Here is a 12,410-nt window from a genome sequence, read left to right as displayed (position 1 = left end):
GGTGGGCTGACTTCTCTGCGGGGGGTGACCTAACAATAGTCAGAATATGTTGCAGATGCTGGCAGTTGGCTACGTCAGTTGGCCCAGCCCTGGTAGATATAGGTCATCGGCCGGGGGCCCTTGAGGTAGCGGTTGTGCAGCTCGCCAATGTGAAAACCGCCCGCCTCGATCAGCGTGTGAATGTCGCGGTTGAGGTGGCAGCCGCCGGCCAGTGGCTTCCACAGCGGGGTCAGGCGGTTCTGCCAGCGCAGCACTGGTAGATCCGGAGCCAGGCCGTGTTCGCAGAACAGCAGGCGACCGCCAGGCTTGAGTACACGGCGCATCTCTTTCAGCGCGGCCACAGCATCAGGAATGGTGCACAGGGTAAAGGTGCAGACGATGCTGTCGAAACTGGCGTCCTCGGCCTGGATCTGGCCCAGTTCCAGGGCAATCATCTGCACGGGAATGCTGATGGCGGCGGCGCGCTGTTTGGCCAGTTTCTGCATGTCGGCACTGGGGTCTACGCCGACAATGGTGCTGACTTTGCTGGCATCGTAAAACGCCAGGTTGAGGCCGCTGCCGATGCCGATTTCCAGCACCCGGCCATGGGCCTGGGGCACCAGCTGTGAGCGGGCTTTCATCACCGCGCCCATGCCACAGGCGAAGTCGATCAGGTGTGGCAGCAGGTAGCGGTCATACAGGCCCACGGGGTGCCCTCGGCAGGATTATTCGGTGTCGTCCGGCAGATCACTGTTGTCACCGCTGATCGCGGCAAAACACTTGATCAGATGCGTGTCGGTAGTGCCGCTGATGCGCCAGGCATCGGCTTCGCCATCAAAGCGCGCAGCTAACACCTGAGCCAGGCTGAAATGCCATTTGCGCAGGGCACGGCCGTCCATGCATTCGATGCTCAGCAGAGGGGCGTCGCCAGTGGGCGCGCTGCCGGCCTGGTGCTGGGCCAGTTGCTCGCCATCGAGGTGAAATTGCCAGGCATGCAGGTCGTCGATTTCCAGCATGTCAGCGCCGCTCAGGGCGCTGATCAGGTCGTGTGGGGTGCTGCTCATAGGCTATGGCCTCAGTGGTTAGCGGCCAAGACGGCGCAGTTGGTCCGACTCGATGACCCGGGTGCCGGCGTCTTCTTCCAGGGCCAGGCGCCACAGGGCGCGGGCCAGCACGGTGGCCTCGATGCCACGGTATTTACCTGGCAGCCAGCGCATGAACGGTGCGGCCAGGCGCTCGCCCAGGCGGAATTCCTGGCGTGCGCCCAGCAGCAGCGATGGGCGCACGATGGTCAGCTGTGGCCAGCCCTGCGCGCGCAGAGCCTGCTCCATTTCACCTTTGACCTTGTTGTAGAACACCGTGGAATTGGCATCCGCACCGAGCGCGCTGATCACCAGCAGGTGGCGCGCGCCAAGGGCACGGGCGCGTTCGGCAAAGGCCAGCACCAGATCATGATCAATGGCCCGAAAGGCTTCCTGCGAGCCAGCCTGTTTAATTGTGCTGCCCAGGCAGCAGAAGGCCGTGTCAACCTTGCCGCTCAGTTGCGGCAGCAGGGCCAGCAGTTCGCCTTGCGGGTTTTCCAGGTGCGCATGGGCGGCCAGCGGGCGGCGGCTGGGGGCCAGTACGCGAGCGACCGTGGGCTCGTTCAGCAGGCGGTCCAGCAGGTGTTCACCGGTCAGTCCGGTGGCACCTGCAAGAAGGATGTGCTGGGGCGTCAAATACATGGTTTGAGGTTCTCCGCTGATATCTATCAGCTTAACAGGCGGTTGGGTGCGCGCAGGGTTGTTAAGGGTTGACCGCAGCAGGCGGCTCAAGTGCATTGTTCAGCGCGCGTTCGGCCTGTTGTTCGCGCAGCTTGCGCCACTGCGCAAGCACCGCCTTGGCGGGCCAGATCTGCGGTTCGGAAGGCTCGAACCCGTCGGCCTCTTCGCGTTCGGCAACGCTGGCCTTGGCCAGATCGAAGGCGCGCTGGAGGTCGTCGGTCTGCTGCAGGGCCTCGGCAAACAGCGCGCGGCCGAAGTAGGTGAAATCGTTTTCTTCGGAACAACCAAAGGACACCCGATCCGCCCGTGCAGCGGTGATCACCAGGGTTTTCTCGTCCTTCAACTTGGGGATAAAACCGCCGGAGTAGCAGGCCGAGATCACCAGCACCTTGTAGTGATCCTTGAGTGGGGCGAGCAGCGCAGCGAGTTCGTCGGCGGGCAGGTCGTCGAGTTGCAGGCGCGGCTGGTCGAGGTTCAGTTCATGCTGGGCAGAACCGTGGCTGGTCAGGTAGATGAAAATCAGGTCTTCCTTGCCGCTGCGTTCGGCCAGGGCCTGAACACTACGGCCCAGGCTGGCGCTGGTGGCCAGCGGGCGATCCGCCAGGTGGTCGCGATGGTTGACCAGGGTGATGCGGCCGTGGGCGGCAAAGCGTTCTTGCAGCAGGTCGCTGACGTAATCAGCCTCGCGCATGAATACGCTCTGCTTGCCATCACCGGCCAGGGTCAGGGTGTAGAGTTCGATGGCGGGGGTCGAGGCCGGCAGTTTGGCAATCGCCGCATCGAGCAGCCGACCTTGTTCCAGCAGCCCGGTAGCCAGGCTGTCGGGGATGGCCTTGCCCTGGGCATCGCGAATCAGGCGGCCGCGCTGCCAGGTGCCGCTTTGCTGGCTGCCATCCGCCAGGGTCAGGCTGCCATTGCCGTGGTATTGGCCATAGGCAAAGTGGCCTTGATAGACGCTGCCATCGGCCAGGCTCAGACGGCCTTCGCCGTGGTAGCGCCAGTCACTGAACTGGCCGAGGTAATGGCTGCCGTCGCTGCCCTTGAACTCGCCTTTGCCGGTCAGGCTGCCGTCCTCGAAGCGCCCGCTCCAGACTTCGCCGTCGGCACTTTGGTAACGGCCTTTGCCGTGGAATTGGTTGTCGCGGAACTGGCCGCTGTAGAGATCGCCGTCGGCATTCTTGAAACTGCCTTGGCCATTCAGTTGGCTGTCCTTGAAGGTGCCGACGTACTCGTTGCCTTCGCCGTCGATCATCACGCCCTGGCCGTGCGGTTCGCCCTTGCGGAACTGCCCCTGAAAGCTGCTGCCGTTGCGCCATTGCAGCTTGCCCAGGCCGTGGTACTGGCCCTTGTTGAATTCGCCTCGGTATTCCAGGTCCTGGCTCTGCAGGTGGCCTTCGCCGTTGGGCGTGCCGTTGGCAAAGCCGCCTTCGTAGCGGCTGCCGTCGCTGTAGCTCAGGCTGCCCTGGCCGTGGAAGTCGCCGTTGTGGAACTCGCCGGTATAGGTTTCACCATGCTTGCTGTGCCATTCGCCGACGCCATTGAACTGCCCGTCTTTGAATTGCCCCGCATAGTAGCTGCCGTCGCTGTAATCCAGGCGTCCCGAGCCTTGCAGCAGACCGTCGACCACCTCGCCGCGGTAGCGCCCGCCGTCGGGCAACACGGCGTCGGGTGGTAGCAAAGGTTCACCGTCGCCGCAGGCGACCAGCAACAGGGCGAGGCTCAGTGGGGCCAGACGGATCAGAGAGTGCATGCAGAAAATCCACACCGGAAGGACGTTGCCGAGTATGCCTTAAACCGCCTGGCATGCCGTGATCGAGCGCGCTGAACGCGCCATAAAAAAGGCGCACAGGCCTGCACCTGTGCGCCTCGGGTTGCTGGCTGTGATCAGACGAAGCAGAGGGTCAGCGGTTCAGCGATGTAGGCCGGTTTTTCCGAACCTTCAATTTCCAGTACGACCTTGGCCTTGAGCAGCCACTGGCCGGGATTTTTCTCGGTGGCATCGGTCAGGGTGACGACCAGGCGCACCTTGGAGTTGACCTTCACTGGCTGGATAAAACGCACACTGTCCAGGCCGTAGTTGACGGCCATCTTCAAGCCCTTGGGCATGATCATGATGCCTTCCATCAGCTTGGGCACCAGCGACAGCGAGAGGAAGCCGTGGGCGATGGTACTGCCAAACGGGGTGAGTTTGGCTTTTTCCGGGTCGACGTGGATGAACTGGTGATCGCCGGTGCATTCGGCGAACTGGTTGATGCGTTCCTGGTCGATGGTCAGCCAGTCGGAACGGCCGAGTTCCTTACCGATGTAGCTGGGCAATTCGGCGGCGGGTACTGATGTCATGGTTTCTCCTTGAAGACGCAAGTGTTGTTTTTTTTCGGGCGTAAATCCTTCTGCCCTAAGATCATCATGGGTTTGCCGCAGGGTCAAGTGCTTGATGGCGTGCTGTTGCTGGTGCCGCAATCCTGGCGCAACCGCTGTAAACCGGCCGTTGCCGGGCGCTTCTGCTTATAATGCGCGGCATTGCGTCTGGGATCATACGATTCGGAGATTACCCATCATGCTTCTACGCGGCCTTTCCTGGCTGGTGCTGTGCCAGTTGCTCGGCACGGCGCTCAACGTCCTGCTGATCCCGATTTTGCCGGGCCCGATCATCGGCATGTTGCTGCTGTTCGGTTTTCTGCTGTTGCGTGGTGAGGTGGGCGAGCCGTTGCAACAGGCCTCTGGCAGCCTGCTGAAATACCTGCCGCTCTTGCTGGTGCCGCCTGCAGTGGGGGTTATGGCCTATGCCGAGGATATCTTTGCCGATTTCTGGGCGATTGCCGGGGCGCTATTGCTGTCGCTGCTGATTTCGATCGTGTTTGCCGGTTGGCTGATGCAGAAACTGATCGACCGTCAGCAACGCCGGGAGGGTGCATGACTCTGGAATGGCACGCCGCCTGGCAGGCATTGATCCATCACCCGTTGTTTGGTGTGGGCATCACCCTGGGCGCCTATCAACTGGCGATTGCCGCCTACGAGAAAACCCGCTGGGTGTTTCTGCAGCCGGTGCTGGTGTCGATGCTCGCGGTGATCGGCATTCTCCTGGCCTGCGGCCTGACCTTTGCTGAATACCGCGACAGTGCGGCGGCACTGACGCTGTTCCTCGGGCCGACCACGGTGGCGCTGGCGGTGCCGTTGTTCCTCAATCTGCGGCGCATCCGCCAGCTGTTCTGGCCGACCCTGATTACCCTGCTGGTGGCTGGTGTGGTCGCTACGGTGCTAGGGATTAGTCTGGCCTGGGCCTTTGGCGCCGAGCAGATCATGCTGATGAGCATGGCGCCCAAGTCGGTTACCTCGCCGATTGCCATGCTGGTGGCCAACCAGATTGGCGGGATTGCCGCCCTGGCGGCGGTGTTCGTGATGATCACCGGAATCATCGGTGCGATTGTCGGGCCGTCGTTGCTCAAGCGTTTTGGCGTGCAGCATCCCGCAGCGCTGGGTATGGCCCTGGGGTTGACGGCGCACGCGGTGGGCACTGCCCGGGCACTGCAAGAGGGTGAGGAGTGCGGTGCATTTTCTGCCCTGGCGATGAGCCTGATGGGGGTATTCACCGCCGTGCTGTTGCCATTGGCCATCCTGCTCTGGCTCTGAGGAGTTGACCGTGACCTTGCCGTTGTTTCCGCTCAATACTGTGTTGTTCCCCGGTTGCATGCTGGATTTGCAGATATTCGAGGCGCGCTACCTGGACATGATCAGCCGCTGCATGAAGCAGGGCGAAGGCTTTGGCGTGGTCTGCATCCTTGAAGGCACGGAAGTCGGGGCGGCTGCCGGGTTGTTTGCGGCGATTGGCTGCGAGGCGCTGATTCGGGATTTCCAGCAACTGCCCAATGGCTTGCTGGGTATTCGCGTCGAGGGCGGTCGGCGTTTTCGCGTGCAGCGTGCACAGGTCTTGCCGGATCAGCTGACCCTGGCTGAGGTCGAGTGGCTGGACGAGGCCGCCGAGCAGCCGTTGCGCGACGAACATGCCGATCTGGCCGCGCTGCTTGGCGCGCTGAGTGCCCACCCGATGGTTGCTGCCTTGGGCATGCCGAGTGAGCCGGCGGGGCAGGAGGCGTTGGCCAATCAGTTGGCCTACCTGCTGCCGCTGGACAGCGAGCAGAAGCTGCAACTGCTCGACACGCCGGGTGCCGAGCTGCGTCTGGAGCTGCTGCAGCAGTTGCTGGAACTGCTGCAGGGCGGTCATCAGTAGCGGTACAGCAACAGTCCCGCTGACAGCTGCCAGGTGGTGATGCCGCCCAGTAGCGCCAGAATCGCCGGCAGCAATAACCACCAGACTCTCGCCGGCAGGGCCGGCAGCGGCGTGCGCCATTGCACCATTGCCAGGCTCAGGGCACAGAAGCAGCCCGCCAGCATGGCCCCGGCGATGATGTCGCTGGGCCAGTGTACGCCCAGGTATACCCGCGAGACGGCAATGGCCGCTGCCGGCAGACTGGCCAGCAACAGCCAGGTCAGGCGCATACGCGGCGGTTGCCCGCGGCCGGCAATAAGGCCGAGCAGCAGGAAAAAGGCAAAGGCCGCCGAGCTGTGGCCGCTGGGGAAGCTGAAACTGCCCAGTGGCTCCAGCAGCACATCCGGACGGCTGCGGGCGAACAGGGTCTTCAAGGCGCTATTGGCCAGCGCCGTGCCGAGTGTGGCACCGATGGCCAGGCACAGCGTGCGCCATTGCCGGGTGGCCAGCAGAATCAGGCACAGCAGAAGGGCTGCGGCCACTTGGGTGTGCATGTCGCCGAGGCGGGTGATCAGCACCATCAGGGTGTCGAGACTGGCGCTGCGTTGTTCCTGTACCAGGGTCAGTAGGCCCTGGTCCAATTGGCTGAGCTGTGGCCAGCCAATCATCAGGCCGATTAACAAGACCAGGCAGGCCCCAGCCGCCAGCAGGCTGGCATGCCGTTGCCCGCGCATGCTGCCTTGAATGCTTAGGCCGACCACGATGGCCACCCCGGCTGCCACGGCCCCGGCCTGTGGCCAGAAGCCATCCGGCAGCGGTAGGCGCAAGGCCGCGCCAGTGGCCCAGCCCGGCAGCATGTAGGCAATGGCCCAGCCGGCTGCGGCCAGCATACTTACGGCAATAAATCGGCCGAGGGGCATGTTCAGCATGCCGGCAACCATCGGCAGCATCGGCCGGAGCGGGCCGATATAGCGGCCGACCAGCAGGCTGGCGACGCCGTAGCGCTGGAAATAAACCTCTGCCGAACTCAGCCACTGTGGATGGCTGCGCAACAGCGGCAAGCGGCGGATGTCCTGATGGAAATAACGACCGATGCCATAGGACAAGGCATCGCCCAGCAGGCCGCCGAGGTAGGCCAGCAACAGGGTTTCCCATAGCGACAGGGCGCCGTTGCCGGCCAGCACGGCCACGGCAAACATGAGGATGGTGCCTGGCACGATAATCCCGGCAATCGCCAGGCACTCGACACAGGCGATTAGAAAAATCGCCAGGCCCAGCCATTCGGGGTTGGCGCTCAGCCACAGGGTCAAGCTGTCGAGCCACTGGCTCATCGGTGGTCATCCTCAGGGTGGAGTAAGTGGAAATCGCTGCCGGGTTGTTGACCACGGCGTAACGGGTTGCGGGTGCAGTGGCGGGCAAACGCCGCGTCGACAAAACGGTACGGCAGTTGCTCGTCACGCCCATGGGGAATACCCAGGCGCGCACATTGCACGATCTGCTGTGGGCGTTCGCCGAGGTCTTCGACAAACAGACGCTGCTCATCGAAGGGCTTTGCGTCCCAGTCCGGCACTTTCAGGCCCAGGGCCTTGCACAGCAGGGTCTGACCGTTGCACAGCTTGTCCAGGGCGCGGGCGCGACCTTGCGTATCCGGGTTGTTGCGCTGCATCTGTGCCAGGGCGGCGGCGTTGCTGCGGGCGTCCTGCCAGGGGTAGGCGGACTTGATCAGTACCGCATTGCCGGGGCCCTGGGCGCTGAAATTCAGCGAATCACCGCCGCGCGCATAGTACATATAGATGTGCCCGCCATCCATGAACAGCGCCCGGCGCTTGTGGGTATAGCCGAGCGAGGCGTGGCTGCCTTTTTCACTCAGGTAATAGGCTTCGGTTTCGATGATGCGTGCACTCAGCCAGTGCTCGCCCTGGCGATGACGAATCACCTTGCCGAGCAGGTCGCGGGCCAGTTGGCAGGCGTCGCGGTCGAAGAACCCGGCCGGTAGGGCGCATCCCTCGGGCCAGGGCAAACTAAGGTTGGGATCGGCTGACATGCGGTGTTGTGCTTACTCGGCAGGGCATAGGCTGGGGCTGTTGCCGTCCTGAACGCTTAGCCAAGCGTCACCGACAGGCTGCGTGATCATAACAATAAGAGTCTGAATCATGCCTGAACGTGCCCGTGCCAGCAGTGCCCATATCAGCCCTAGTGCCCACTACACCGGGTATGTCTGGTATCGCCATCAACTGGCGGATGCGGCCTTCGCTACCGGTTTCGGGCGTTTTGTGCATGGCCTGCTCAGCCCGGTTACCTGGGGCGCGCGGGTTGGTTTTGGTCTGGATATCGAGCAGTTTCTGTTGCAGCGCCATTTGCAGATCGATGCACAGCTCACGGCGGCTATCGAGCAAGGCGGCGTGTGCCAGGTGGTGGAAATTGCCTGCGGCCTGTCGCCGCGTGGTCGTCGTTTCACCTCGCGCTACCCGCATGTGCGTTACGTCGAGGCTGATCTGCCGGTGATGGCCGCACGCAAACGCCTGCTGCTGAACGCCGAAGGCTGGCTGGGCAGCCAGCACCAGGTGCGCGCGGTGGATATCCTCGCCGAGGAGGGCGGCAAAAGCCTGGCGGCGCTGTTCGCCGAGCTGGATCACGGCAAACCCGTGGTGGTGATTACCGAGGGGCTGGTGAATTACTTCGAGCTAGAGCTGATCGAGTCGTTCTGGACACGCCTGGCTGACCAACTGTGCCAGTTTCCCCAGGCCACCTACCTGACCGAGTTGTATCCAGATCTGCGTGAGCATCCACGTTACCGCCAGTTGCGTTGGGGCATTGGCCTGATTGGCCGGCTGACCCGTGGCAACTACCCGCTGCATTACCGCAATGACCAGGCGATTGTGCAGGGCTTCCAGCGCTGCGGCTTCAATCAGGTCGAGGTGTTCGACCCGAGCCGTACAAGCCAGACGCTGGGCCTGGCTCCGTCGCGCAATGTCGGGTTGGTGCGGGTGATCGAGGCGCGGGTTTAGGCGCAAGCCGCCGCGAGCAGGGGTTGCGCAGGCTGAAATTGCACGGCCAGCGCCTGGCTGGCCTGCTGGTCGCTATGCGGGAAGACAAAGGCCAGGCCGTTTGCGTCGTGGCGCAGCGGTAGCAGGGGTTGAGCGGGAAGCTCCTTGCACAGTAATTGCCAGCCGCGCACGCCGCGAATATCCGGCAGGTCGCCTTGCAGTAGGCCGCCAAAGAAACCCAGTTCACTGATTTCTACCGGCCACTCGCCGCCTTCTGCATGTTGCAGGCGGGCGTGATATTGGCTGGGGCGTTGGCGCGGCTCGAAGCGTTTTTCCAGTTTCAGCAACTGCTGGTGGCTCAGCAGGCTGCTGCCCGCGCTGCGGTTTGGCAGGGCTTCGCCACGTAGAAACGGGGTGTAAAGGCTGGCGCAGGCGTCGCGTTGTTCGAACTGGGCCAGGTGGTCGGCGTTGTGGATCAGCGCGCAGCTGGCCTGGGCACAGGCAGCGGCAAAGTGGGCGTGTTCCCAGGGCTGGGTGAAGTGGTCATATTCGCCGGCCAGCACCAGGGTTGGGCAGCTGGGGTGCGTGTGGAAGCCCTGAAAGTCCAGCAGGCGTTGGCTGTTCTGCCGGTAGCGCTCGATGTCGGCGGCTGACAGGCGCTGAATCTGCCGCAGCAATGCTTTGCGAAATACCGGTGCGACTCCGGTCTGCGCCAGGCGCAAGGGGTTGAGCAGGCCAGTCAGGGCGCCGTGGGCGAAGGCTTCGCTGCGCCCTTCCGCCAGCAGCGCCAGGCCTTCTTGTAGCAAGAGGCGTGCGCCGGGGCGGCCAAAAGCAGTAATCCCTGCGAGCAATACGCGGGCGCAGCGCGCTGGATGGCGGGCGGCAAACAGCGCGGCCAGGGCCGAGCCGTAGGACAGGCCGATGGGCATCAGCGGCGGCAGGTCGAGCTCTTCGGCAAAGTCGGCGATCAGGTCGGCCAACTGCTCTAGGCTTAAGTGCGGCACCAGTTGCAGGTTGCTGCCCTGGCTGGGCAGGTCGAGCAGGATGACCGGGTGCTGTTCGAGCAGCTCGCTGACTTCAGCGGCAAACGAGCGAAAACTCTGGAATGCGCCGCCCAGCATCAGCACGGGTGGGCGCGGGTCTTGGCTGCGCTGGGCGTAAGCCTGGTAATGCAGGCGTAGCTCGCCGAGATGCAGCACCTGGGGTGCGTCGTTGAGTTGTGCAGCGCAGTAGTCGGTACGGTAATGCATGCTGATCCCACCCCGGCGGTCGGCCGCCTGTTTTTCTTTCAAGTGCACGGTAAACATTTGGGCGGTTTTTGTTTACCTAACCTTCGGGCGGCAGCGAGGGGCTGGTGTCACTGTTTCTCGGGGCGGCCTGCGGGCTGGGGCCTGGCGGCGTTACCGCTGATTGGCGCGAACGCGCTGTTTACCGTCCGCCGCACAGCGCTGGGCGTGAGGCGGCGCGCCCGTTATACTCAGCGACTTTTTTCAACCGCCAGACCTGCCAAGACCATGACTGAGTCCGTGCTCGACTATATGACCCGCCTGGGACAGGCCGCTCGCAGCGCCTCGCGTGTGCTCGCGCGTGCCAATACCGCGCAGAAGAACCGTGCCCTGCAAGCTGCTGCGGCGGCGCTGGACGCGGCGCGTAGCGAACTTACCGCCGCCAATGAACTGGATCTGGCCGCTGCCCGCGCCAATGGTCTGGAACCGGCCATGGTCGACCGTCTGGCGCTGACCCCGGCGGTGATCGATTCGATGATTGAAGGCCTGCGTCAGGTCGCCACGTTGCCGGATCCGATTGGCGAGATACGTGACATGCGTTACCTGCCGTCGGGTATTCAGGTTGGCAAGATGCGCGTGCCGCTGGGCGTGATCGGTATCATCTATGAGTCGCGCCCGAACGTGACCATCGACGCCGCCAGCCTGTGTTTGAAGTCTGGCAACGCCACCATTTTGCGTGGCGGCTCCGAAGCGATTCATTCCAATCAGGCGATTGCTCGCTGCATTCAGCTCGGTCTGGCTGAGGCCGGCTTGCCGGCCAGTGCTGTACAAGTGGTGGAAACCACCGATCGCGCCGCCGTTGGTGCGCTGATCACCATGCCCGAGTTTGTCGACGTGATCGTGCCGCGTGGCGGCAAGGGGCTGATCGAGCGTATCAGCCGCGACGCCAAGGTGCCGGTGATCAAGCACCTGGACGGCGTTTGCCACGTCTATATCGACGTCGCCGCGGATCTCGACAAGGCGATTCGCGTTGCTGACAACGCCAAGACCCAGCGCTACTCGCCGTGCAATGCCATGGAAACCCTGCTGGTAAACGCCGCCGTGGCTGGCAAGGTGCTGCCGCCGCTTGCAGCAATCTACCGCGACAAGGGTGTTGAGTTGCGTGGTGATGCTGCGACCCGTGCGCTGCTCGGCAGCGACGTGCTGGAAGCCAGTGAAGATGACTGGTACGCCGAGTACAACGCAGCGATCCTGGCAATTCGTATCGTCGAGTCACTGGATGCTGCCATCGAGCACATCAACCAATACGGCTCGAAACATACCGACGCGATCATCACCGAGAACTTTACGGATGCGCGGCGCTTCCTGACTGAGGTGGATTCCGCCTCGGTGATGGTCAATGCCTCGACTCGTTTTGCTGACGGTTTCGAGTACGGCCTGGGCGCGGAGATCGGCATCTCCACCGACAAGCTGCACGCCCGTGGGCCGGTTGGTCTGGAAGGCCTGACCAGCGAGAAGTATGTGGTGTTCGGCGACGGACACATCCGCACCTGATGGACCGACACACCGGCGCCCGGCGCATCGGGATATTGGGTGGCACCTTTAACCCGGTGCATATCGGCCATCTGCGCAGTGCCGTGGAAGCCGCCGAGGCGCTGCAGCTCGATGAGCTGCGCCTGATCCCCAGTGCGCGGCCGCCGCACCGCAGCGCGCCAGAGGTCAGTGCCGAGGATCGGCTGGCCATGGTGCGGCTGGCGGTGGCGGATGCTGATGTGCTGCAGGTGGATGATCGCGAGCTGCAACGCGAAAAACCGTCCTACAGCATCGACACGCTGGAATCGTTGCGCAGCGAGTTGGCCGCGCATGATCAGCTGTTTCTGCTGTTGGGCTGGGATGCCTTCTGCGGTTTGCCCAGTTGGCAGCGCTGGGATGAGCTGTTGCAGCACTGCCATATTCTGGTGCTGCAGCGGCCGGATGCCGACAGTGAAGCGCCCGAGGCGCTGCGCGATCTGCTGGCGGCACGCAGTGTGAGTGATCCCTCGGCGCTGGACGGGCCGAGTGGGCAGATTGCTTTTATCTGGCAGACACCCCTGGCGGTGTCGGCTACCCAGGTCCGCGCGCTGCTGGCGAGCGGAAAGTCGGCACGTTTTCTGGTGCCTGACGCGGTACTGGCCTATATCCATGCCCACGGACTGTACCGTGGCGCGAATTGAACATGAGGCAAACGAGTTACTTATGACAAATGCAA

14 protein-coding genes are annotated in these 12,410 nt (G+C 63.2%); 6 read left to right on the top strand and 8 right to left on the bottom strand.

Features of this window, described 5'->3' with window-relative positions:
* Window positions 1-74: 74 nt before the first annotated feature.
* From ACSQ17_RS06120 to ACSQ17_RS06100, 5 genes are all read right to left on the bottom strand, one after another.
* Window positions 75-686, bottom strand: a complete 612-nt coding sequence (locus tag ACSQ17_RS06120; protein ID WP_436068009.1) for a class I SAM-dependent methyltransferase — start codon at window positions 684-686, stop codon at window positions 75-77.
* A gap of 18 nt (window positions 687-704) precedes the next feature.
* The gene (locus ACSQ17_RS06115) at window positions 705-1,043 is read right to left on the bottom strand and encodes a DUF5629 family protein (RefSeq protein ID WP_436068008.1); all 339 of its coding nucleotides are present in this window, start codon (window positions 1,041-1,043) and stop codon (window positions 705-707) included.
* An 18-nt stretch (window positions 1,044-1,061) separates the two neighbouring features.
* Complete coding sequence (locus ACSQ17_RS06110; RefSeq protein WP_257777748.1) at window positions 1,062-1,703, bottom strand: oxidoreductase; 642 nt, start codon at window positions 1,701-1,703, stop codon at window positions 1,062-1,064.
* A gap of 61 nt (window positions 1,704-1,764) precedes the next feature.
* Window positions 1,765-3,492 (bottom strand): C13 family peptidase, encoded by a 1,728-nt coding sequence (locus ACSQ17_RS06105; RefSeq protein WP_436068007.1) that lies wholly within the window; start codon window positions 3,490-3,492, stop codon window positions 1,765-1,767.
* Between the two features lie 134 nt (window positions 3,493-3,626).
* On the bottom strand, window positions 3,627-4,082 hold the full coding sequence (locus ACSQ17_RS06100) for a MaoC family dehydratase (protein ID WP_257777746.1): 456 nt from the start codon (window positions 4,080-4,082) through the stop codon (window positions 3,627-3,629).
* Between the two features lie 217 nt (window positions 4,083-4,299).
* On the opposite strand from ACSQ17_RS06100, the gene ACSQ17_RS06095 reads away from it, so the two are divergent.
* The 3 genes from ACSQ17_RS06095 to ACSQ17_RS06085 are packed head-to-tail and all read left to right on the top strand — an operon-like array spanning window position 4,300 to window position 5,970.
* Entirely contained in the window at window positions 4,300-4,659 is a 360-nt protein-coding gene (locus tag ACSQ17_RS06095; RefSeq protein ID WP_233685927.1) for a CidA/LrgA family protein, read from the top strand.
* A gap of 2 nt (window positions 4,660-4,661) precedes the next feature.
* Window positions 4,662-5,372: an LrgB family protein gene (locus ACSQ17_RS06090; RefSeq protein WP_436070438.1), complete on the top strand. Its 711-nt coding sequence runs from the start codon at window positions 4,662-4,664 to the stop codon at window positions 5,370-5,372.
* Between the two features lie 10 nt (window positions 5,373-5,382).
* A complete protein-coding gene (locus ACSQ17_RS06085; RefSeq protein ID WP_436068006.1) occupies window positions 5,383-5,970 on the top strand; it encodes an LON peptidase substrate-binding domain-containing protein in 588 nt (195 codons plus the stop codon).
* On the opposite strand, the gene ACSQ17_RS06080 is transcribed toward ACSQ17_RS06085, so the two are convergent.
* Both ACSQ17_RS06080 and ACSQ17_RS06075 read right to left on the bottom strand, forming a co-directional pair.
* The gene (locus tag ACSQ17_RS06080) at window positions 5,964-7,280 is read right to left on the bottom strand and encodes a bifunctional DedA family/phosphatase PAP2 family protein (RefSeq protein ID WP_436068005.1); all 1,317 of its coding nucleotides are present in this window, start codon (window positions 7,278-7,280) and stop codon (window positions 5,964-5,966) included. The genes ACSQ17_RS06085 and ACSQ17_RS06080 overlap by 7 nt on opposite strands.
* On the bottom strand, window positions 7,277-7,993 hold the full coding sequence (locus ACSQ17_RS06075) for a DNA-3-methyladenine glycosylase (RefSeq protein WP_436068004.1): 717 nt from the start codon (window positions 7,991-7,993) through the stop codon (window positions 7,277-7,279). Before ACSQ17_RS06075 ends, ACSQ17_RS06080 begins: the two co-directional genes overlap by 4 nt.
* A gap of 109 nt (window positions 7,994-8,102) precedes the next feature.
* Between ACSQ17_RS06075 and ACSQ17_RS06070 the strand changes: the two genes are divergently transcribed.
* Complete coding sequence (locus ACSQ17_RS06070) at window positions 8,103-8,957, top strand: class I SAM-dependent methyltransferase (protein ID WP_436068003.1); 855 nt, start codon at window positions 8,103-8,105, stop codon at window positions 8,955-8,957.
* Here ACSQ17_RS06070 and ACSQ17_RS06065 read toward each other — a convergent pair.
* A complete protein-coding gene (locus ACSQ17_RS06065; RefSeq protein ID WP_436068002.1) occupies window positions 8,954-10,186 on the bottom strand; it encodes an alpha/beta fold hydrolase in 1,233 nt (410 codons plus the stop codon). The genes ACSQ17_RS06070 and ACSQ17_RS06065 overlap by 4 nt on opposite strands.
* A 264-nt stretch (window positions 10,187-10,450) precedes the next feature.
* Between ACSQ17_RS06065 and ACSQ17_RS06060 the strand changes: the two genes are divergently transcribed.
* Window positions 10,451-11,716, top strand: a complete 1,266-nt coding sequence (locus ACSQ17_RS06060) for a glutamate-5-semialdehyde dehydrogenase (protein WP_436068001.1) — start codon at window positions 10,451-10,453, stop codon at window positions 11,714-11,716.
* The gene (gene nadD, locus ACSQ17_RS06055; RefSeq protein ID WP_436068000.1) at window positions 11,716-12,375 is read left to right on the top strand and encodes a nicotinate-nucleotide adenylyltransferase; all 660 of its coding nucleotides are present in this window, start codon (window positions 11,716-11,718) and stop codon (window positions 12,373-12,375) included. Before ACSQ17_RS06060 ends, nadD begins: the two co-directional genes overlap by 1 nt.
* Window positions 12,376-12,410: the final 35 nt, after the last annotated feature.

Source organism: Pseudomonas sp. LjRoot71, from assembly GCF_964253255.1.
Lineage (GTDB): Bacteria > Pseudomonadota > Gammaproteobacteria > Pseudomonadales > Pseudomonadaceae > Aquipseudomonas.
This window is presented reverse-complemented; position numbering and strand designations above follow the sequence as displayed.